The following is a 20242-nucleotide window of genomic DNA, read 5'->3' as shown; positions in this document are numbered from 1 at the left end:
CCTGAGTGTTTTCTGTACGTCACTCGCCCGACTCCGGCGTCTCCGGCAGCAGCGGCAGTTTCACCCGGAACGTGGCCCCGCCGCCCGGCGTGGCGACCGCCTCGACGGTGCCGTGGTGCGCCGCCACCAGCGCGGCGACGATGGCCAGGCCGAGGCCGGTGCTGGTCGGCCCGGCGGCCCGCCGGGTCCGGGCGGCGTCCACCCGGTAGAACCGCTCGAAGACCCGTTCGGCCTGCTCCCGAGTCAGGCCGGGGCCGGTGTCCGCCACCTCCACCACCGCGACGTTCCCCGCCTCGGCCCGCAGCCGCAGCGTGACCGCGGCGTCCGGCGGGGTGTGGGTGAGCGCGTTGGTCATCAGGTTGCCGATCACCTGCCGCAGGCGGGCGTCGTCACCGAGCACCACCAGCGGGCCCGCGCCCGGTTCCAGCTCCAGTTCGATCCGCCGTTCCGGGTCGACCACCCGGGCCGCCTCCACCGCGTCCGAGGCCAGCACCGGCAGCTCCACCGGGGCCAACGCGATCGGCCGTTCCCGGTCCATCCGCGCCAGCAGCAGCAGGTCCTCGACCAGCAGCCCCATCCGGGACGCCTCGTCCTCGATGCGGCGCAGCAGGTCGGCGGTCTGCTCCGGGGCCCGCGCCGCGCCCTGCCGGTACAGCTCGGCGAAGCCCCGGATGGTGGTCAGCGGTGTCCGCAGTTCGTGCGAGGCGTCCGCGATGAACTGCCGCATCCGTTCCTCCGACCGACGGGCCCGCGCCTCGGACGCCTGCGCCAGGGCGGCGGCGTCCCGGGCGCCCGTCTCGGCGCTGCGCGCCGCCGCCTCGGAGGCGGCCCGCGCGGTGAACGCGGCCTCGATCTGGGCCAGCATCGTGTTCAACGCCCGGGAGAGCCGACCCAGCTCGGAGGTGGGGCAGGCCCGCCCCTCCTCCGGGTCGGGCACCCGCCGGGTCAGGTCGCCGCCGGCGATGGCCCCCGCGGTCCGCTCGATCTCCACAAGCGGCTTGAGACTGGTACGCACGATGCCCGCGCCCACCGACGCCAGGATGATCAGCACCGCGCCGCCCACCAGCAGGTCTATCCAGAGCAACTGCCGCACGGAGAGGTCGACGTCGTCGAGGTTCTGCCCGATCGCCCGGTACGAGTCCTCGCTGTCCTGCCGGATCATCATCCGCCACCGGACCTGCCGGTCCGCTCCCTCGACGGTGAACGCCTCCCCGTTGGCGTGCTCCTCGTACCAGCGCTGCTGCTTGATGCCGGCCGGCAGGTCCTGCTCGCTCAGCGCCCGGTCCCGGGCGAACGCCACCCGCTGGTACGTGCTGTTCCACTGGGCCACCATGTAGTCGGTGGGCAGCGTGTTCAGGTTCTCCTGGCTGACCGTCACACCACGGTCGAGTTGGTCGTTCAGCTCACCGTCGATCCGGCCCACCAGATAGTTGTGCAGGAAGTACGCGGTGGAGACGCTGATCACGAGCAGGGCGCCGGCGACCAGCGCGAGCACGGCGGTGACCAGCTTGAGCCGGAGCGGGATCCCGCGCAGCCAGCCCTTCGCGTCGTGGACGGCGCTCACGCCGCCGGCTTGCGCAGCACGTACCCCACCCCACGCAGCGTGTGGATCAGCCGGGGCTGGGTGTTGTCGACCTTGCGGCGCAGGTAGGAGATGTACGACTCGACGATGTTGTCGTCGCCGCGGAAGTCGTAGTTCCAGACGTGGTCGAGGATCTGCGCCTTGCTGAGCACCCGGTTGGCGTTGAGCATCAGGTAGCGCAGCAGCTTGAACTCGGTCGGCGAGAGCTGCACCCGCTGGCCGGCCCGGTGCACCTCGTGGGTCTCCTCGTCCAGCTCCAGGTCGGCGAACGTGAGCCGGGACGGCGCCTGCTCGCCGGTCGCGGTGCGCCGCAGCACGGCCCGGATGCGGGCGGTCAGCTCCTCCAGGCTGAACGGCTTCGTGACGTAGTCGTCGCCGCCGAGCGTCAGCCCGCGGATCTTGTCGTCGGTGGCGTCCCGCGCGGTCAGGAACACCACCGGGGTACGCGTACCGCCCTCGCGGAGCATCCGGATGACCTCGAAGCCGTCGAGGTCGGGCAGCATCACGTCGAGCACGACCAGGTCGGGCCGGTGGTCCTTGGCGGCGTGCAGCGCCGCGCTGCCGCTGGTCGCGGTCGCCACGTCGAAGCCCGCGAAGCGCAGGCTCGCGGAGAGCAGTTCGAGGATGTTGGGATCGTCCTCGACGACGAGCAGTCGAGCCTCGGTGTGGGTAGCCGCCATGGCCCCATCATCCGTGCTCCGGCTGCGGTCGCGCTGGGTGGCGGCTGGAAACAACCTGTGAGCTCAGCGGAGCAGTCGCCGCAGCCCGTCGAGCGCGCCGTCGAGCAGCCGGATCGCGGTCCGGAGCTGGTTGTCGCTGAGCCGCCCGGCCCGCACGAGCGCGCCGACCTCGACGGTGAACGCGGCCAGCCGCTCGTCGAACTCGACGAGCAGCGGCGCCTCCGCCGGTCGGGCCGCGCCGTCGTGGTCGCCGGGCCGGGTGGCCGGTGGCGGCGTCCAACGGCCCTGCCGGGTCTGCCGGGTCACCTCGCGCAGCTCCCGCTTCAGGTCGCGCACCGAGCCGCGTACCTCGGTGCGGATCTCCCCGGCCAGCGCGGAGAGGTCCTCGACGGAGGCGCTGATGTCGGCCTCCAGCGTGGCCAGCTCGTCGGCGCGTTGGCGCAGCTCGGTGCGGCCCGCCTCGGTGATCTCGTAGACCTTGCGCCCGCCCACCGCGGTGTGCGTGACCAACTCCTCCACCTCCAGCCGTTGCAGGCGGGGGTAGATGGTGCCGGCGCTGGGCGCGTACAGGCCGAGGAACCGCTCCTCCAGCAGGCGGATCAGCTCGTAGCCGTGCTTCGGCCCGTCGTCGAGGAGCTTGAGCAGGTAGAGCCGGAGCCGCCCGTGGGTGAACACGGCGGTCACGGCAGGTCCTCCACGTCGTCGACATCCGCCACCGGGCGGGCCAGCAGCGAGATGCTGCCGGACGTCGCGGACGCCCAGAGCTTACCCGCGCCCCCGCCCAGCACGCCGTGGCTGTCCTTGACCGCGCCGAACCCGTGCTGGCCGCCGCAGATCTGCGGAAAGCCACTGGTGATCCGGCCGGAGGTGGTGTGCAGGTGCACGCTGAGGTCGCTGTCCTCGCGGACCCGGACGGTGATGCTGCCGGAGATGGCGCTGAGCCGGATCTCACTGCCCCGCGGGTTGTCCAGGTCGCAGGTGATCGAGCCGGAGACCGCGTGGGCCCGCACCCGTTCGGGCGCGCTGTCGGCCAGGATCAGCTCCCCGGAGACCGTCTCCAGGTCGAGTTCGCCGCCGATGCCGAGCGCCTCCACCGGACCGGAGACCACCTTGGCGGTGGTGCGTCCGCGCAGCCCCATCAGGGTGACCTGGCCCGAGGTGACGTCGACCCGGGTGTCCCGGCGCAGCCCGGAGGCGACCAGCGCGCCGTCGATCAGGTGCAGGTCGGCGAGCGCCTGGGCCGGCACGGCGACCGACACCTCGGCGCGGAACCGGCGGCGGAGCTGACCGAGCCACCAGAGCACGCCCGGCCAGCGGGGCATCCGCTCGTGCCGGACGGTCAGCCGACCGTCGCGCAGCTCGACCACGATCGGCCGGCGGCTGATCCGGGTGACGTCGACCCGGGCCGGGCCGTCGGTGGCGACCACGTTGAGCCGGCCGCTGACCAGCCGCACGTCCAGCCGGGTGACCGGCTCGTCGAGCGTGAGCCGGCGCGGACTGTCGACCGTCCAACTCGCCATGGCGTCCTCCCCTCGCCGACGTGCCGGACGACACGTCGAGTGACGGGAGAAGCATAACGCGATACATCGCGACTGAACAAGACTGTGTCGCGTCCCCGACCCCATCCGCCGGTCGGTGACGGGCTGTTCAGGCGGCCAGACCGACCAGGGACGGGACCGGGGACACCACCGGGACCGGGGAGCGTCGGGGCGGGGCCGGACGGATGGCGGCCTCGGCGGCGCGGGCCAGCAGCCGCCGGTCCGCCCCGTCGGCCGGGTGCAGCGCGGCGGCCACGGTCACCGACACGGTCAGGTCCCGGGCCGCCAGCACCCGCCGCAGCGACGCCCAGAGCGTCTCCGCGCCGAGGAAGGCGGGCAGCGTGCTCGCGTCACCGGCGTGCCGGTAGCCGATGCCCAGTGGCACCACCGGCGCCCCGGCGACCACCGCGGCCTCGAACATCGCCGGCCGGAAGCCGCGCGTCGGGCGGCAGCCGGACGGCGCGCCGCACCAGGTGGTGCCCTCCGGGAACACCACCACCGGATGCCCGGCGCGCAGCGCGTCGGCCACCCGGGCAACGGTGACCGGCAACGCGCGCGGACGGGACCGGTCCACGAAGAGCGTGCCGGCCGCCGCGGCCAACGCACCCAGCACCGGCCAGCGTCGCACCTCCCGCTTGGCCAGCATCCGGGCCGGTGACACCGCGAGCACGGCGAGAACGTCCAGCCAGGAGACGTGGTTGGCGACCAGCAGGGCGCGGCGGCGCGGCGGCCGGCCCCGGACCACCAGCCGCACGCCGAGGGCGCGCAGCGTCGTACGGGCCCAGGCGCGCAGCGCGGCCCGTCGGTCGGCCGCCGGCAGCAGCGGCAGCAGCGCGGCGAGGCCGGCCCCCACCACGAGCATGCCGAGTACGCCGAGCAGCCGGCCGACCCGGCGGAGCGCGGAGACGTCCGGGGCGGCGTGGGGCAGGCACCGCGGCCCGCAGCCGGACGCGGGGCGCCACAGGTCCCCGCCGAGCGGTGTCACGACGCCACCTCGCCGAGGAAGTGCCGCAGGTGACGCGGGTTCATCCGGTCCAGCGAGAAGAGCACGTAGAAGTCGGCGCAGCCGAAGTCCGGGTCGTACGCCGGCTCGCCGCCGATCCAGGCACCGAGCCGCAGGTAGCCGCGGAGCAGCGGCGGGACCAGCGCCCGCCGCTCGGCCGGGGTGAGCGCCGCCGGCGCGGGTGCCGCCGGCGCCTCGGCGAACCAGGGCCGGCGCGGGGTCACCCGCAGCGGCGGCGGGGCGAGGTGACGCTCGGTGACCTGCGCCCACACCTCGGCGGCGGCGGTCCCACCGTCGGCGACCGGCACCGAGGCGCAGCCGCCCAGCCAGCGGGAGCCGCGCAGGTGCAGGTAGCGGCAGATGCCGGCCCACATCAGGTTGATCACGGCCCCGGTGCGGTGGTCGGGATGTACGCAGGAGCGGCCCGCCTCGACCAGGTCGTCGCGCAGCGGGGCCAGTGGGGTCAGGTCGAACTCGCCGTCGGCGTACCGGCGGTCCGTGCGGCCGGGCGGCAGCAGACGGTAGGTGCCGACCACCTCGCCGGTGTCCTCGCGCAGCACCACCAGGTGGTCGCAGTGGGCGTCGAACCCGTCGGTGTCGAGCCCGGCCGCGTCGGGCGGCAGGGTGGCGCCGAGTTCGCCGGCGAACACCTCGTGGCGCAGCCGTTGCGCGGCGGCGACCAGGGTCGGGTCGTCGGCGATCAGCAGGGTGTAACCGCTGGTCGTGATGGGTGCGCCAGCGGCGTGCAGAACAGCCATGGGTCCTGTGTAGGGGCTACGGGTTGCCGGACCCGGGGTGAGGGGTGTCGATCCGGTGAACGCCGGTCGGCGGCGGCGTGCGGACCCGGGCCGGCGGGTGTGCGAGGCTGCCGGGCGACCACCGGCGACGACGCCGGCGGACCATCATCCGGAGGTGCACGTGCTGGTCGAGGCCCGTTTCCACGGCCCGGACGGTTCCGGCAACGGCGGCTGGAGCGCCGGGATCTTCGCCGCGCTGATCGACGACCGGGGGCCGGTGCAGGTCACCCTGCGCCGGCCGCCGCCGCTGGACACGCCGCTGACCGCCGCCGACGGCGGCATCCACGACCCGGCGGGCCGGCTGGTCGCCGAGGTACGCCGGGTCGAGCCGGTGGACGCGGTGGTGCCGCCGGTGGACCCGGCCACGGCCGAGGCCGCCGCGCGGGCGTACCCCGGTCTGGTGGACCACCCGTTTCCCCGCTGCTACGTCTGCGGCCCGGACCACCCGGACGGCCTGCGGATCTTTCCCGGCCGGCTGCCGGACGGGCGGACCGCCGCGCCGTTCCGCGCCCCGGCCGACGTGGTGCCCGCGACGGTCTGGGCGGCGCTTGACTGCCCGGGCGGCTGGGCGGTGCTCTCCGCCGGCCGCCCGTACGTGCTGGGCCGGATCGCCGCGCAGGTCACCGCGCTGCCCCGGCCCGGCGACGCGTGCGTGGTGACCGGGCTCGCGGTCGGCGGCGAGGGGCGGAAGGCCGAGGTGCACACCAGCCTGTACGGTCCGGACGGCGCGCTGCTCGGCCGGGCGCGCGCCACCTGGATCGCGCTCCCGGCCGGCTGATCTCCTCCTTGAGGAGGACGGCGCGTACACATCCCGCCTGATTGACCCGGTTGCACCGGGTTGGAAGGCTGAGCGGGGCGCCTCCGCAACGGCGTCCCACCGGCGTGCGTCCAGCGCGCCGGGGCAGGAGAGGAGAATGATGTCCGACGGGCAGCCACGCCCCAGTGCCGCGACCGGCCAGATCATCGTGTCCGGCTTGACCAAGCAGTACAAGAACGTCCGCGCGGTCGACAACCTGTCGTTCACGGTCGAGGCGGGTCGGGTCACCGGCTTCCTCGGCCCGAACGGCGCCGGTAAGACGACCACGCTGCGCATGTTGCTCAACCTGGTCACGCCGACCGCCGGCACGGCCACCATCGGCGGCCACCGGTACGCCGACCTGACCGACCCGCTGCGTACGGTCGGCGCGGTGCTGGAGGCGTCCAGCGCGCACAAGGGCCGCACCGGCATCAACCACCTGCGGGTGATCTGCGCGGCGGCCGGCCTGCCGAAGTCGCGGGCGGACGAGGCGTTGGCCCTGGTCGGGCTCTCTCCGGCGGCGAAGCGCAAGTTCAAGGGCTACTCGCTGGGCATGAAGCAGCGGCTCGGGATCGCCGCCGCGATGCTCGGCAACCCGCAGGTGCTGATCCTGGACGAGCCGGCCAACGGCCTGGACCCGGAGGGCATCCGCTGGATGCGGGGCTTCCTCAAGGGCCTGGCCGCCGAGGGCCGCACGGTGCTGGTCTCCAGCCACCTGCTCTCCGAGATGCAGCTCCTCGCCGACGACGTGGTGATCATCGCGGCCGGCAAGCTGGTCCGGCAGGGTCCGGTCGAACAGGTGATGGGCTCGATGACGCACGGCGCCCGGATCCGGGTGCGCACCCCGCAGGCGGACGAGCTGGCCGCGGCGCTGCGCGAGCAGTCCGCCACGGTCGACGCCGACCCGAACGGCGCGCTGCTGGTCAGCGGCGTGGACGCGCCGACCGTGGGCCGGATCGCGCTGGCCGCGAAGGTGGAGCTGCACGAGCTGACCACCGAACGTCCCGACCTCGAAGGGGTCTTCCTGGAGCTGACGGCCGGAAAGGCGGAGATCCGATGACGCTGGTCCGATCCGAACTGCTCAAGATCCGTACCACCAGCACCTGGTGGATCTTCGGGTTGATCACGCTCCCGCTGTGGGGGCTCGCGCTGTTCTTCAACTACCTGCAGACCGACGCCTTGACCAGCGGGAACTTTGGCGAGACCGCCGGTGAGCAGGCCGACCAGCTCCAGGCGGCCGGGGCGGCCGACAACCTGGCCGCCAACCTCTACACCAACGGCCAGTTCTTCGGGCTGCTCATCGTGATGCTGCTCGGCATCGTGGTGGTGACCAGCGAGTTCTTCCACCAGACGGTGACCACCACGTTCCTCACCGCGCCGCACCGCACCGCGGTGATGCTGGCCAAGCTGGCCGCGGCCGGCGTGCTGGCGCTGCTGTTCTGGGTCGTCACCACGGCGCTCAACCTGATCTTCGCGCCGTTGATCCTGAACGCGGTGGACGTCGACTCGCAACTCGGCAGCGGCGTGGTCTGGCGCGCGATCGCGCTCAACGGGCTGGCCTACCTGCTGTGGTCCGTGCTCGGCGTCGGGCTCGGCGTGCTGATCCGCAGCCAGATCGGCGCGACCGTGACCGGCATCCTGCTCTACCTGGGCGGCACCATCGGCGCGGCGATCGCGATCGGCCTGCTGGCGGAGCGGTTCGGCGATTGGATCAGCAAGCTTCAGCTTCTGGTCCCGTCGCTGGCGTCCAGCCTGATGGTGGGCGGCGACACGGACATCCCGGGCAACCCGCCGCAGTGGGCGGGCGCGGCGGTGCTGATCGGGTACGCGGTGGTGACCGGCGTGATCGGCGTGCTGACCATCCGGCGGCGCGACATCTCCTGACCCGTCGTTTCCTGACCCGTCGTTCGGATTCGGCCCCGGCTGGTGACCCCGTGTCACCGGCCGGGACCGTCGTCGTCTAGCAGGAGTCGGAACGACACGCAGCGTTTGCCGAACTTCTGGCATCTTCTGTGAAACGGGCCACCAGCCGGAGGCGAGAATGCCGGTGGCAATCGCACGGCGTAGCCTGGGATCCGTCCCCTGTGCGCCGGAGTGCCGGGCACGGGGCCCCACCGCGTGACATTCACAACCGCGTGAAAGAGGCGATTAGCGGCCGTGTCGACCCAGCAGACATCGCAGGAGAACCCACTGGCGGGTTTCGGCCCGAACGAGTGGATCGTCGAGGAGATGTACCAGCGCTACCTCGCCGACCCGTCGAGCGTCGACTCGGCCTGGCACGACTTCTTCGCCGACTACCGGCCGGCGCCGGGCGCGGCGACCCCGCGCCCGGACGGCCAGGCCAAACCCGCCGCCAAGCCGGCCGCCCGGCCGGAGCCCGCCGAGCAGCAGGAGGCCGTCGCCACGGTCACCGAGCAGCCGGCCCCCGTCAAGGCCGAGCCCGCGCCGGCGAAGCCCGCCGCCAAGCCGGCGGCGAAGGCGCCCGAGCCGGCCCCGGCGAAGAAGGCCGCCCCGGCGAAGCCGGCCGCCGCCAAGGCGCCGGCCGCGAGCGCCGCCGGCACCACCCCGCTGCGGGGCGTCGCCGCCAAGATCGTCCAGAACATGGACGCGTCGCTCGCCGTCCCGACCGCCACCAGCGTGCGCGCGGTCCCGGCGAAGCTGGTCGTCGACAACCGCATCGTGATCAACAACCACCTGGCCCGTGGCCGCGGTGGCAAGGTCAGCTTCACCCACCTCATCGGGTACGCGATGGTCCGGGCGCTGATCGAGCACCCGGAGATGAACAACTCCTTCGTCGAGGTCGACGGCAAGCCGGCGATGCTCCGGCCGGAGCACGTCAACCTGGGCATCGCCATCGACCTGGCCAAGCCGGACGGCTCCCGCAACCTGGTGGTGCCGTCCATCAAGGGCTGCGAGCAGATGGACTTCCGGCAGTTCTGGCAGGCGTACGAGGACGTGGTCCGGCGCGCCCGCCGCAACGAGCTGACCATGGAGGACTACTCCGGCACCACCATCTCGCTGACCAACCCGGGCGGCATCGGCACGGTGCACTCGATCCCGCGCCTGATGCAGGGGCAGAGCGCCATCATCGGCGTCGGCGCGATGGAGTACCCGGCCCCGTACCAGGGCATGAGCGAGGCCACCCTGGCCGAGAACGCGGTCAGCAAGGTCATCACGCTGACCAGCACGTACGACCACCGCATCATCCAGGGCGCACAGTCCGGCGAGTTCCTGAAGGTGATGCACGAGCTGCTGCTCGGTGAGCACGGCTTCTACGACGAGATCTTCACCTCGCTGCGCATCCCGTACGAGCCGGTGCGCTGGATGCGCGACGTGGCCGTCGACAGTGAAGGCCAGATCAACAAGACCGCGCGGGTGCACGAGCTGATCCACGCGTACCGGGTGCGCGGTCACCTGATGGCCGACACCGACCCGCTCGAGTTCAAGATCCGCAAGCACCCGGACCTGGACGTGCTCCAGCACGGGCTCACGCTGTGGGACCTGGACCGCGTCTTCCCGGTCAACGGTTTCGCCGGCAAGCAGCGGATGAAGCTGCGTTCGATCCTCGGCGTGCTGCGGGACTCCTACTGCCGCCGGGTCGGCATCGAGTACATGCACATCCAGGACCCGGAGGAGCGGCGCTGGATCCAGGAGCGGGTCGAGCGCAAGTACGAGAAGCCCAGCTCCGACGAGCAGAAGCACGTGCTCAACCGGCTCAACGCGGCCGAGGCGTTCGAGACGTTCCTCCAGACGAAGTACGTCGGCCAGAAGCGCTTCTCGCTGGAGGGCGGCGAGTCGCTGATCCCGCTGCTCGGTGAGGTGCTGGAGTCCTCCGCCGAGGCCGGGCTGGACGAGGTCGTCATCGGCATGGCCCACCGCGGCCGGCTCAACGTGCTGGCCAACATCGTCGGCAAGCCGTACGAGAAGATCTTCTCCGAGTTCGAGGGGCACCTCGACCCGCGGTCCACGCAGGGCTCCGGCGACGTGAAGTACCACCTCGGCCAGAACGGCAAGTTCACCACGCCGGACGGCGACCACGCGGTCAAGGTGTCGGTGGTGGCGAACCCGTCGCACCTGGAGGCCGTCGACCCGGTGCTGGAGGGCATCGTCCGGGCCAAGCAGGACCGGATCGACCTCAAGCTGGAGGGGTACACCGTGCTGCCGCTGGCGGTGCACGGGGACGCCGCCTTCGCCGGCCAGGGCGTGGTCGCCGAGACGCTGAACCTGTCCCAGCTGCGCGGCTACCGCACCGGCGGCACCGTGCACGTGGTGGTCAACAACCAGGTCGGCTTCACCACCGCCCCGGAGTACAGCCGGTCCAGCCTCTACAGCACCGACGTGGCCCGGATGATCCAGGCGCCGATCTTCCACGTCAACGGCGACGACCCCGAGGCCGTGGTCCGGGTCGCCCGGCTGGCCTTCGAGTACCGGCAGGCGTTCAACAAGGACGTCGTGATCGACCTGGTCTGCTACCGCCGGCGCGGGCACAACGAGGGCGACGACCCGTCGATGTCCAACCCGCAGATGTACAAGATCATTGACTCGAAGCGGTCGGTCCGGAAGCTCTACACCGAGGAGCTGATCGGGCGCGGTGACATCACCGTGGAGGATGCCGAGGAGCTGCTGCGGGACTACCAGGCGCAGCTCGAACGCGTCTTCAAGGCCACCCGGGACGCGGCCACCACGCCGCGCCAGCTCAGCCGCCCGAAGCGGGAGGAGGAGCCGGAGCCGCAGGTCGACACCGCGACCGACGCCTCCGTGGTCAAGGCGATCGGCGAGGCGCACGTCAACCTGCCGGAGGGCTTCACCCCGCACAAGCGCATCCAGCAGCTCCTGGAGCGGCGCCGGAAGATGTCCGTCGAGGGCAACATCGACTGGGGCTTCGGCGAGATCATCGCGTTCGGCGCGCTGCTGCACGACGGCGTCACCGTCCGGCTCGCCGGGCAGGACTCGCGTCGCGGCACGTTCGTCCAGCGGCACGCCTCGATCGTCGACGCCCGCACCGGCGACGACTACCTGCCGCTGAAGACGTTCACCGCCGACGGCGAGCGGTCCCGCTTCTTCGTGCACGACTCGCTGCTCTCCGAGTACGCCGCGATGGGCTTCGAGTACGGCTACTCGGTGGAGAACGTCAACGCGCTGGTGGCCTGGGAGGCCCAGTTCGGTGACTTCGTCAACGGCGCCCAGTCGGTGATCGACGAGTTCATCTCCTCCGGCGAGGTGAAGTGGGGCCAGCGCTCCGCGGTCACCCTGCTGCTGCCGCACGGCCACGAGGGCCAGGGGCCGGACCACACCTCCGGCCGCCCGGAGCGCTTCCTCCAGCTCTGCGCCGAGGACAACATGCGGGTGGCCATCCCGACCACCCCGGCGAGCTACTTCCACCTGCTGCGCCGGCAGGCGCTGTCGCCCAAGCGCAAGCCGCTCGTGGTGTTCACGCCGAAGTCGCTGCTGCGGCACAAGCTCTGCGTGTCGCCGGTGGAGGACTTCACCACCGGCACGTTCCAGCCCGTGCTGGCCGACACCGCCGCCCCGGCGCCGGAGCAGGTCAAGCGCGTGCTGCTCTGCTCGGGCAAGGTCTACTACGACCTGTTCCAGGCCCGGCAGGAGCGCGGCGTCACCGACACCGTGATCCTCCGGATGGAGCAGCTCTACCCGCTGCCGGTCGAGGAGGTCCGGGCCGCGCTCGCGCAGTACCCGAACGCGGAGGACTTCGCCTGGGTCCAGGAGGAGCCGGCCAACCAGGGCGCCTGGTCGTTCGTGGCGCTCAACCTGCTGGAGCACCTGCCCGAGGTCCGGCTGCGCCGCATCTCCCGGCCGTCCGCCGCCGCCCCGGCGGTCGGCTCGGCGAAGATGCACGAGGTCGAGCAGAACGCGCTGATCGAGGCGGCCCTGCCCCGCCCGTGACACCCGACGCAGCGGCCCGTCCCTCCACCGGGGCGGGCCGCTGCCGTACGACGAGAGGACGACCGTGTACTTCACCGACCGTGGCATCGAGGAGCTGGTCGAGCGTCGGGGCGACGAGCAGGTCAGCCTGGAGTGGCTGGGCGAGCGCCTGCGCGACTTCGTCGACCTGAACCCGGAGTTCGAAACGCCGGTCGAGCGGTTCGCCACCTGGCTGGCCCGCCTGGACGACGAGGACGACGAGTGACGGTTCGCGTTTGACTAGTGCCGCTGCGTGACGTCCACTGTTGAGGTATGGAACCCGGGAACCGCAGGCCACCGCAGGACGCGGTGACCGTACGCCACCTGCGCCTCGGCATCGGATCGGTGGGCCTCGCGCTGCCGGTCGTGCTGGTGGTCGGCCACGTCGCCGCCACCCGGCGCCTCACCCTGCTGGACTCGCTCAGCGGGTACTACCACTCCGAGATGCGGGACGTCTTCGTCGGCGCGATGTGCGCCGTCGGCGTCTTCCTGATCAGCTACCGGTACCGCCGGCCGGAGGACCTGCTGGGCACCTGCGCCGGCGTACTGGCGATCGTGGTGGCCCTCTTCCCCACCGCGACGGGCGTGCCGGCCGCCACTGTCGACGGCGTCGACCGGACGGCCGGCGTGGTGCACCAGGTCGCCGCCGCCGGGCTCTTCGTCCTGCTCGCGGTTTTCTGCCTGGTCCTCTTCGTCCGCCCGGACCGGGCCGGGATGCCGCCCCGGCCCGCGGCGCAGGTCTTCTACCGGGCCTGCGGCGGGCTCATCCTGCTCGCCGTCGCGCTCGCGCTGGCCAGTACGCGGCTCCCGGCCGACGTCCGACACACGCTCAAACCGGTGCTGTGGTGCGAGACGCTCGCCGTCTTCGCCTTCGGCGCGGCCTGGGTGGCGAAGAGCGACGCGCTGCTGCGCGCCGCCGAGCCGGCCGGCGGCCCCGACGTCCCCGAGCCCCGAACGACCACGCCGGCACACGAAAAGACCCCATCTTCTCCCCCACCCCCACCCTGACCAGCCACAACAGACCCCCACCCCCACCCCCGCCCCCACCTCACGCGATCTTGCAGTTGCCGCCCCGGCAGAAGCCGCTTTCCGGTCGCACGAGGGGCCGCAACCGCAAGATCGGCGGGAGGGGGAGACGGGGGGACAAGGACCCGGGCGGGGGGATGGGCGATCTTGTAGCGTGAGGTCGTGGCGCGCAGCGTGTACCTGACCGGCGTGGGGTCCGGCGGAGGAAAGTCGACGGTGGCGCTCGGCCTGGCCGAGCTGCTGTCCCGGCAGGTCGAGCGGATCGGCGCGTTCCGGCCGCTGGTCGCCGGCGGGGACACCCCGGACCCGATCCTGGCCCTGCTCACCGAGCGCTACCGGGTGGAACTGCCCGTCGACGAGCTGCACGGCGCGACGTACGCCGAAGCCACCGCGCTGGTCACGAACGGCCGGCGGGAGGAGCTGATCTCGGCGATCGTGGCCCGCTACCGCGAGGTGGAGCGGCGCTGCCCCGCCGTCGTGGTGGTCGGCAGCGACTTCGCCGACGGGGACGGCGCCGGCCCCCGCGAGCTGGCCTTCAACGCCCGCCTGGCGATCGAGTTCGGCAGCGTCGTGGTGCCCGTGGTGGACGGGTTCGACCAGCCGCCCGAGGCCACCGCGGCGGCGATGCGCGGCGCGTACCACGATCTGGCCGACCTCGGCGCGACGGTGGTGGCGGTGGTCGCCAACCGGGTGCCCGGCCCGCTGACGCTGCCCGAGCTGCCGGTCCCCGCGTACGCGATCCCGGAGGTGCCGACCGTGTCCGCCCCGACGGTGGCCGAGGTGGCGACCGCGCTCGGCGCCACCCGGCTCGCCGGCGACCGGGCCGCGCTGGACCGCGACGTGCTCGACTACGTGGTCGGGGCGGCGCACGTGCCGACGCTGCTGGACCACCTCACCGACGGCGCGCTGGTGATCACCCCGGGCGACCGGGCCGACCTGCTGGTCGCCGCCGGCGCCGCCCACGTGGCCGGGCAGGTGTCGCTGGCCGGGCTGGTGCTCACGCTCGGCGAGCAGCCCGACCCGCGCGCCATGCGGCTGGTCGAGCGGATGAACACCGGGCTGGCGGTGCTGTCGGTGACCAGCGACAGCTACGACACGGTCGAGGCGTCCAGCCGGATCGAAGGCCGCCCCAGCACCGCCAACCCGCGCAAGGTCGAGGCGGCCCTGGGCGCGTTCGAGCGCTGCGTGGACACCGACGACCTGGCCGCCCGGCTCCGGGTCACCCGCTCCGCGCGGGTCACCCCGCTGATGTTCGAGAACGACCTCATCGACCGGGCGCGGGCCCGACGCCGCCGGTTGGTGCTACCCGAGGGCGCCGAGGAGCGCATCCTGCGCGCGGCGGAGGTGCTGCTGCGCCGCGGCGTCGCCGAGCTGACGCTGCTCGGGCGGCCGGACGAGATCGCCCGGCGGACCCGCGAGCTGGGCGTCGACGTCGGTGACGCGCAGCTCGTCGACCCGGCGACCAGCGAGTGGCGCGACGAGTTCGCCGCCGCGTACGCGAAGCTGCGCGCCCACCGCGGCATGACGCCGGAGCTGGCGCACGACATCGTGGCGCAGCCCAACTACTTCGGCACCATGATGGTGCAGGCCGGCCGCGCCGACGGGATGGTCTCCGGCGCCACCCACACCACGGCCGCCACCATCCGCCCGGCCTTCGAGATCATCCGGACCGTGCCCGGCGTCTCGGTCGCGTCAAGCGTCTTCTTCATGCTGCTCGCCGACCGCGTGCTGGTCTACGGCGACTGCGCGGTCAACCCCGACCCGGACGCCGCCCAGCTCGCCGACATCGCCATTTCCTCCGCCGACACCGCGGCCCGGTTCGGCATCGAGCCGCGGGTGGCCATGCTGTCGTACTCCACCGGCAGCTCCGGCGCGGGCGCGGACGTGGAGAAGGTCGCGGCGGCCACCGAGCTGGTCCGGAAACGCCGGCCGGAACTGCTGGTCGAGGGGCCGATCCAGTACGACGCGGCGATCGACCCGCAGGTGGCCGCCACCAAGCTGCCGGACAGCCCGGTGGCGGGCCGGGCCACGGTGTTCATCTTCCCGGACCTGAACACCGGCAACAACACGTACAAGGCGGTGCAGCGCTCGGCCGGCGCGGTGGCGGTCGGCCCGGTCATGCAGGGCCTGCGCCGGCCGGTCAACGACCTGTCCCGGGGCGCGACCGTGCCGGACATCGTCAACACGGTGGCGATCACCGCCATCCAGGCCGCCACGGAGGCGTCGGAATGAGCCGCATCCTGGTCCTCAACAGCGGATCCTCGTCGGTCAAGTACCGGCTGTACGACGGCGACGAAGTGCTCGACAAGGGCACCGTGGAGCGGGTCGGCGAGCCGGGCGGCGGGCCGGCCGACCACGAGAGCGCGGTCCGGGAGATCATCGAGCGGCTCGACCTCGGCGGGCTGGCCGGCGTCGGGCACCGGGTGGTGCACGGCGGACAGCGGTTCAGCGCCCCGGTGCTGATCGACGACGCGGTCGTCGCCGGGATCGAGGACCTCGTCCCGCTGGCCCCGCTGCACAACCCGGCCAACCTGGCCGGCATCCGGGTCGCCCGGGAGGCGCTGCCGGACACCCCGCAGGTGGCCGTCTTCGACACCGCGTTCCACCACACGCTCCCCGAGGCCGCCGCCACGTACGCGATCGACCGGGCCACCGCCGAGCGGTACGACGTGCGCCGCTACGGTTTCCACGGCACCTCGCACGCGTACGTGTCGCGACGGGCCGCCGAACTGCTCGACCGGCCGTACGCCGAGCTGAACACCATCACGCTGCACCTGGGCAACGGGGCGAGCGCGTGCGCGGTGCGGGGCGGTCGCAGCGTGGCCACCTCGATGGGCATGTCCCCGCTGGAGGGGCTGGTAATGGGCACCCGCAGCGGCGACCTCGACCCGACAGTCATCTTCCACCTGCGCCGCGAGGCGGGGATGGGCGTGGACGAGATCGACGACCTGCTCAACCACCGCAGCGGCCTGCTCGGCCTGACCGGTGTCAACGACATGCGGGAGGTGCTGGCCCGCCGGGACGCCGACGACCCGGCCGCGGCGCTGGCGTTCGACGTCTACTGCCGGCGGATCACCGGCTACGTGGGCGCGTACTACGCGCTGCTCGGGCGCGTCGACGCGATCGCGTTCACCGCCGGGGTCGGCGAGCACGCCGCCGGCGTGCGGGCCGCGTCGCTGGCCGGCCTGGAGCGGCTCGGCATAGCCGTCGACCCGGCCCGCAACGACGGCACCGGTGACCGGCTGATCTCGCCGACCGGTGCCGAGGTCACGGTGCTCGTGGTGGGCACCGACGAGGAGCGGGAGATCGCCCGGGAGACCCGCGAGGTGCTCGCCGCCTGATCACGGTCGGCGCCACCGCGCCGAGGTGCCCTCGTCCCGGCACGTCCGACCCCACGCCGACCTCCCGCCGCGTCCGACGCCACGCAGGCATCCCTGCGCGTCAGGCGTCACGCACAGGCATCCTGGCGCGGTCAGCGCCACGGCGTGCCGGCGTGGACCAGCGCCACGGCTCACCGGCTGTGGGGCCGGGTCAGCCCAGGGCGACCCAGGCGACCAGGGCGACGACCACCACGGCGGCGACGGCGAGACCGGCGATCAACGGCAACCGGGACGGCGCGGGTGCCGCCGCGGCCGGCTCGGGCGTGTCCACGAAGGCGCGGAACTGCGCGGTGTTGCCGCTGGGGTCGGTGTAGTTCTCAGCCATGCGGGTGACCCTAGCGAAGCCCACCGCCCACCCGTGTCCCGCCGGGCCGGAGTCGGCCTGCCCGGGCAGCCGGGACGGGCAAACCCGGCCGGGTGGTGGAGGCGTGGCCCGGCCGGGTGGTGGAGGCGTGGCCCGGCCGGGTGGTGGAGGCGCGGCCCGGCCGGGTGGCGGGGGCAGCCGCCCGGACGGCGGGCGCGGTCGGCCCGCTCGGCTGCCTACCGTGCAGGCATGACGGGGCGGCGGCTGGTGGCCGTGTTGACGACGGCGCTGCTGGCCGGCTGCGGGTCGGCGGTCGCCACCACCGGCCCGGTCCCGGCCGGCGTCCGGACCGCGCCGGAGCACCCGTACGCGGTGGGGGTGCGGCAGTTCACCATCGACCCGGACGGCCCTCGTCCCCTGCCGGTCACCGTCTGGTACCCGGTGGACCCGGCCACCTTCCCCGACCCGGTCACCTTCCCCGAGCCGGCCACCTTCCCCGAGCCGGTCACCGCCCTCCCCGCCACGCCGCACCCCGCCGACACCCCGAGGCCGCGCTCCCCCGGACCGCACTCGCCCGGACCGCACTCCCTCGACTCTTCCGGAGCACGCTCCCCCGACCCCTCCGGGCGGGGCCGGGGAGCCGTTCCACCGAGCCCCGGTACGGAGGCCGGGCCGATGGTCCGGACGCGGGCGCCGGTGGCCGCCGGGCGGTTCCCGGTGGTCGTCTTCAGCCACGGACTGCGCAGCCTGCCCGCGCTGCACGCGCGGCTGACCACCCGCTGGGCCGCCGCCGGTTTCGTGGTGGCGGCACCCACCTACCCCCGTACCAGCCTGCGCGCCCGCGCCTTCGCCCGCGACGACGTCCGCAACCAGCCGGCCGACGCCCGGCGACTGGTCCGTCACCTGGTCCGCCTGGGCGCCCGCCCCGGCGACACGCTCGGCGCGCACCTGGCCGTGGACCGGTTCGCCGCCGCCGGGCACTCGGCCGGTGGCCACACCACGCTCGGCATGTTCGTCCCCGGGCGACGGTCCCCGCTGCGGGCCGGGATCGTGATCGCCGGTGGCCGGCCGGTCGCCGGCATCGCGCGACCGTCGACGCCGATGCTGTTCGTGCACGGCGCCGCCGACCGGATCGTGCCGGAGTCGATCGGCCGGGCCGCGTACGCCCGCTGTCTCGGGCCGGCCGCCTTCCTCAGCCTGCCCGGTCAGGGCCACGGCGAGTACCTGAACCCGGGCCGCCCCGGCTTCACCGAGGTGCTCGCGACCACCACGGACTTCCTCCGCTGGACGCTCTACGCCGACCGGACGGCGCTGCGCCGCCTCCCCGCCGACGCCACCGCCCCCGGCGTCACCACGTTCACCACCCGCGCCCTCCCCACCTGACCTCCCTCCCTCCGTCCCTCCCCTCCTCCCGACCACCTCTCGGTTGACCAAGGAGTTGGCGTCACCCGGGCTGGCGATCGCGTACGCCAACTCCTTGATCACCGGGGCGAGGCGGTCGGGGACAGAGGGGAAGGGGCGGAGCGGGGGTAGGTTCGGGCGGGTGGACGGGCTGGTGGAGCGGCAACTGGGCGCGATCGGCGAGGTGGTCGAGCTGGCCGGCGCGAACGGCATCGAGGTGTGGCTGCGCGGCGGCTGGGCGATGGACTTCCACCTCGGGGCCGTGAGCCGACCGCACGTCGACGTCGACTGGTACTGCTGGCGGCGCGACGCCGACCGGTTGGCCGTCCGGCTCGGCGGGCAGGGCTGGCGAGCCGACCCGCGGATGCCGGCCGCGCAGCAGCTCGACCTGCTCCGGGGCGACGTCGAGCTGAGCTTCGCCTACCTGGAACGGGACGCCGCGGGCCGGGTGGTGGTCGGTGCCGGGCCGTGGGCGGGCACGCCCCTGCCGGCGGGGATGCTCGACGCGCCGGCCGGCCGGGTCGGGTCGCTCACCGTACCGGTGATCAGTGTCACCGCGCAGATCGAGTTCAAGGAGATGTTCCCGGTCTGGATGCCGGAGCGACCCCGCCGCGCGAAGGATGCCGCCGACCTGGCCCGCCTCCGGGCCTCGGTCGACGACCGTCCGGCGGGCTGACCCAGGCCGCCGCCCGCCGCCCGCCCAAGGTGTTAAGCGGGGGCCCCTCCTCTACCGCAGGCGTTAACAGGGGGCCCCTCCTTACCCGCCAGTCCGTCGGTGGACGCGAGGCACAATCGAGGGCATGCGCTGTCGTACCGCCGCTTTGGCCACCGCCGTTGCCCTGCTGGGTGCCGGTCTGGCCGGCTGCTCGGAGCCGACCGCCCCGACCGGGCGGCCCGCCCCCGAGACGTCCCCGAAGAGTGCCACCCCGACCCCCCGCGTACCCGCCGGCAAGGCGCCCGCGACGAGCTTCGCGGTCGGCGTACGCCAACTGAAGCTGAACCGCGACGGTGATCGACCGTTGCCGGTGTCGCTCTGGTATCCGGCGGCGGGACCGGCCGGCGGCGCGGCGAAGCGGTCCGGCCCGGCGGCGGCCGGGCGGTTCCCGGTGGTGGTGTTCAGCCACGGGCTGGGCGCCCGGCCGGAGGACTACCAGGTGTTGCTGACGCGCTGGGCGGCGGCCGGGTTCGTGGTGGCCGCGCCGCGCTTCCCGCACACCGGGCGGGGCGGCGACGGCAACCCGCTCGACGTGCTCAACCAGCCGGCCGACGTGTCGTACGTGCTGACCCGGGTGCTCGCGCTCGACGCGACGGCGGGCGATCCGCTGCGCGGCCGGCTGGACCCGGAGCGGGTGGCCGCGACCGGGCACAGCGCCGGCGGGGTGACCACCATCGGGCTGTTCACCACCGGCCGGGACGAGCGGCTGGACGCGGGCATCGTCTTCGCCGGTACGGCGCTCGGCGTGGGCACCGCGTTCGCCGGCGCCGCCGCACCGCAGTTGTTCGTGCACGGCGAGGCGGACGAGGTGGTGTCGTACGCGGCGGGCAAGGCGGTCTTCGACGCGGTGCCGTGGCCGAAGGCGATGCTCAGCCTGCCGAAGGGTGACCACGGCCGGGCGCTGCTCGGGGACGGGAAGACGCTGCGGGTGGTCGCCGACACCACAGTCGAGTTCCTGCGCTGGACGCTCTACGGCGACCCCGCGGCGAAGGACCGCCTCCCCACCGACGCCACCCGAGGCAACCTGGCCACCCTCAACGACCGGCTGTAAGGAGGGGCCCCTTCTTAACGTCTCCGGTAGAGAAGGGGCCCCTTCTC

General features: G+C 73.5%; 18 protein-coding genes. 11 read left to right on the top strand and 7 right to left on the bottom strand.

What is annotated here, in order from left to right; genetic code table 11:
* Window positions 1-19 precede the first annotated feature (19 nt).
* The 6 genes from ACZ6O5_RS25160 to ACZ6O5_RS25135 form a co-directional block, all read right to left on the bottom strand.
* Entirely contained in the window at window positions 20-1564 is a 1545-nt protein-coding gene (locus ACZ6O5_RS25160; RefSeq protein ID WP_465980208.1) for a sensor histidine kinase, read from the bottom strand.
* Window positions 1561-2262, bottom strand: coding sequence for a response regulator transcription factor (locus ACZ6O5_RS25155; RefSeq protein ID WP_107160940.1), 702 nt, complete (start codon window positions 2260-2262; stop codon window positions 1561-1563). The genes ACZ6O5_RS25160 and ACZ6O5_RS25155 overlap by 4 nt, the downstream gene beginning before the upstream one ends.
* Before the next feature lie 63 nt (window positions 2263-2325).
* The gene (locus ACZ6O5_RS25150; protein ID WP_465980207.1) at window positions 2326-2946 is read right to left on the bottom strand and encodes a PadR family transcriptional regulator; all 621 of its coding nucleotides are present in this window, start codon (window positions 2944-2946) and stop codon (window positions 2326-2328) included.
* A complete protein-coding gene (locus tag ACZ6O5_RS25145; protein ID WP_465980206.1) occupies window positions 2943-3782 on the bottom strand; it encodes a DUF4097 family beta strand repeat-containing protein in 840 nt (279 codons plus the stop codon). Before ACZ6O5_RS25145 ends, ACZ6O5_RS25150 begins: the two co-directional genes overlap by 4 nt.
* A 127-nt stretch (window positions 3783-3909) precedes the next feature.
* Window positions 3910-4785 carry a lysophospholipid acyltransferase family protein gene (locus ACZ6O5_RS25140; protein ID WP_465980205.1) on the bottom strand — a complete coding sequence of 292 codons (876 nt, stop codon included), beginning with the start codon at window positions 4783-4785 and terminating at the stop codon, window positions 3910-3912.
* A complete protein-coding gene (locus ACZ6O5_RS25135) occupies window positions 4782-5561 on the bottom strand; it encodes a GNAT family N-acetyltransferase (protein ID WP_357302667.1) in 780 nt (259 codons plus the stop codon). Before ACZ6O5_RS25135 ends, ACZ6O5_RS25140 begins: the two co-directional genes overlap by 4 nt.
* A 160-nt stretch (window positions 5562-5721) precedes the next feature.
* On the opposite strand from ACZ6O5_RS25135, the gene ACZ6O5_RS25130 reads away from it, so the two are divergent.
* The 8 genes from ACZ6O5_RS25130 (at window position 5722) to ACZ6O5_RS25095 (ending at window position 16685) form a co-directional block, all read left to right on the top strand.
* Complete coding sequence (locus ACZ6O5_RS25130; protein ID WP_107161053.1) at window positions 5722-6378, top strand: hypothetical protein; 657 nt, start codon at window positions 5722-5724, stop codon at window positions 6376-6378.
* A gap of 136 nt (window positions 6379-6514) precedes the next feature.
* A complete protein-coding gene (locus ACZ6O5_RS25125; RefSeq protein ID WP_465980204.1) occupies window positions 6515-7456 on the top strand; it encodes an ABC transporter ATP-binding protein in 942 nt (313 codons plus the stop codon).
* Window positions 7453-8280 carry an ABC transporter permease gene (locus ACZ6O5_RS25120; RefSeq protein ID WP_405091048.1) on the top strand — a complete coding sequence of 276 codons (828 nt, stop codon included), beginning with the start codon at window positions 7453-7455 and terminating at the stop codon, window positions 8278-8280. Before ACZ6O5_RS25125 ends, ACZ6O5_RS25120 begins: the two co-directional genes overlap by 4 nt.
* 273 nt (window positions 8281-8553) lie before the next feature.
* Complete coding sequence (locus ACZ6O5_RS25115; protein WP_465980203.1) at window positions 8554-12300, top strand: multifunctional oxoglutarate decarboxylase/oxoglutarate dehydrogenase thiamine pyrophosphate-binding subunit/dihydrolipoyllysine-residue succinyltransferase subunit; 3747 nt, start codon at window positions 8554-8556, stop codon at window positions 12298-12300.
* A gap of 64 nt (window positions 12301-12364) precedes the next feature.
* On the top strand, window positions 12365-12544 hold the full coding sequence (locus ACZ6O5_RS25110) for a DUF6104 family protein (protein WP_091068787.1): 180 nt from the start codon (window positions 12365-12367) through the stop codon (window positions 12542-12544).
* A gap of 47 nt (window positions 12545-12591) precedes the next feature.
* On the top strand, window positions 12592-13326 hold the full coding sequence (locus ACZ6O5_RS25105) for a hypothetical protein (protein ID WP_465980202.1): 735 nt from the start codon (window positions 12592-12594) through the stop codon (window positions 13324-13326).
* 180 nt (window positions 13327-13506) lie between these two features.
* Window positions 13507-15576, top strand: coding sequence for a phosphate acetyltransferase (gene pta / locus ACZ6O5_RS25100; protein ID WP_465980201.1), 2070 nt, complete (start codon window positions 13507-13509; stop codon window positions 15574-15576).
* Window positions 15573-16685 (top strand): acetate/propionate family kinase, encoded by a 1113-nt coding sequence (locus tag ACZ6O5_RS25095; RefSeq protein WP_465980200.1) that lies wholly within the window; start codon window positions 15573-15575, stop codon window positions 16683-16685. Before pta ends, ACZ6O5_RS25095 begins: the two co-directional genes overlap by 4 nt.
* Before the next feature lie 190 nt (window positions 16686-16875).
* Here ACZ6O5_RS25095 and ACZ6O5_RS25090 read toward each other — a convergent pair whose 3' ends face one another.
* On the bottom strand, window positions 16876-17049 hold the full coding sequence (locus ACZ6O5_RS25090; RefSeq protein ID WP_357302680.1) for a hypothetical protein: 174 nt from the start codon (window positions 17047-17049) through the stop codon (window positions 16876-16878).
* A gap of 228 nt (window positions 17050-17277) precedes the next feature.
* Between ACZ6O5_RS25090 and ACZ6O5_RS25085 the strand changes: the two genes are divergently transcribed.
* The 3 genes from ACZ6O5_RS25085 (at window position 17278) to ACZ6O5_RS25075 (ending at window position 20195) form a co-directional block, all read left to right on the top strand.
* Window positions 17278-18411 carry an alpha/beta hydrolase family protein gene (locus ACZ6O5_RS25085; RefSeq protein WP_465980199.1) on the top strand — a complete coding sequence of 378 codons (1134 nt, stop codon included), beginning with the start codon at window positions 17278-17280 and terminating at the stop codon, window positions 18409-18411.
* A gap of 160 nt (window positions 18412-18571) precedes the next feature.
* On the top strand, window positions 18572-19105 hold the full coding sequence (locus tag ACZ6O5_RS25080; protein WP_465980198.1) for a nucleotidyltransferase domain-containing protein: 534 nt from the start codon (window positions 18572-18574) through the stop codon (window positions 19103-19105).
* Window positions 19106-19229: 124 nt separating this feature from the next.
* Window positions 19230-20195, top strand: a complete 966-nt coding sequence (locus ACZ6O5_RS25075; RefSeq protein WP_465980197.1) for an alpha/beta hydrolase family protein — start codon at window positions 19230-19232, stop codon at window positions 20193-20195.
* The last annotated feature ends 47 nt before the right edge of the window (window positions 20196-20242 follow it).

The organism is Micromonospora sp. NPDC049201 (assembly GCF_055586805.1).
The sequence above is the reverse complement of the archived record's forward strand: the minus strand, read 5'-3'. Positions and strand labels throughout refer to the sequence as shown.

Bases quoted from the DNA above. Each gene is read 5' to 3' on its own strand.
- ACZ6O5_RS25090 (WP_357302680.1), bottom strand. From the start codon at position 17,049: ATGGCTGAGAACTACACCGACCCCAGCGGCAACACCGCGCAGTTCCGC.
- ACZ6O5_RS25095 (WP_465980200.1), top strand. From the start codon at position 15,573: ATGAGCCGCATCCTGGTCCTCAACAGCGGATCCTCGTCGGTCAAGTAC.
- ACZ6O5_RS25145 (WP_465980206.1), bottom strand. From the start codon at position 3,782: ATGGCGAGTTGGACGGTCGACAGTCCGCGCCGGCTCACGCTCGACGAG.
- ACZ6O5_RS25075 (WP_465980197.1), top strand. From the start codon at position 19,230: ATGCGCTGTCGTACCGCCGCTTTGGCCACCGCCGTTGCCCTGCTGGGT.
- ACZ6O5_RS25155 (WP_107160940.1), bottom strand. From the start codon at position 2,262: ATGGCGGCTACCCACACCGAGGCTCGACTGCTCGTCGTCGAGGACGAT.
- ACZ6O5_RS25085 (WP_465980199.1), top strand. From the start codon at position 17,278: ATGACGGGGCGGCGGCTGGTGGCCGTGTTGACGACGGCGCTGCTGGCC.
- ACZ6O5_RS25120 (WP_405091048.1), top strand. From the start codon at position 7,453: ATGACGCTGGTCCGATCCGAACTGCTCAAGATCCGTACCACCAGCACC.
- ACZ6O5_RS25135 (WP_357302667.1), bottom strand. From the start codon at position 5,561: ATGGCTGTTCTGCACGCCGCTGGCGCACCCATCACGACCAGCGGTTAC.
- ACZ6O5_RS25125 (WP_465980204.1), top strand. From the start codon at position 6,515: ATGATGTCCGACGGGCAGCCACGCCCCAGTGCCGCGACCGGCCAGATC.
- ACZ6O5_RS25105 (WP_465980202.1), top strand. From the start codon at position 12,592: ATGGAACCCGGGAACCGCAGGCCACCGCAGGACGCGGTGACCGTACGC.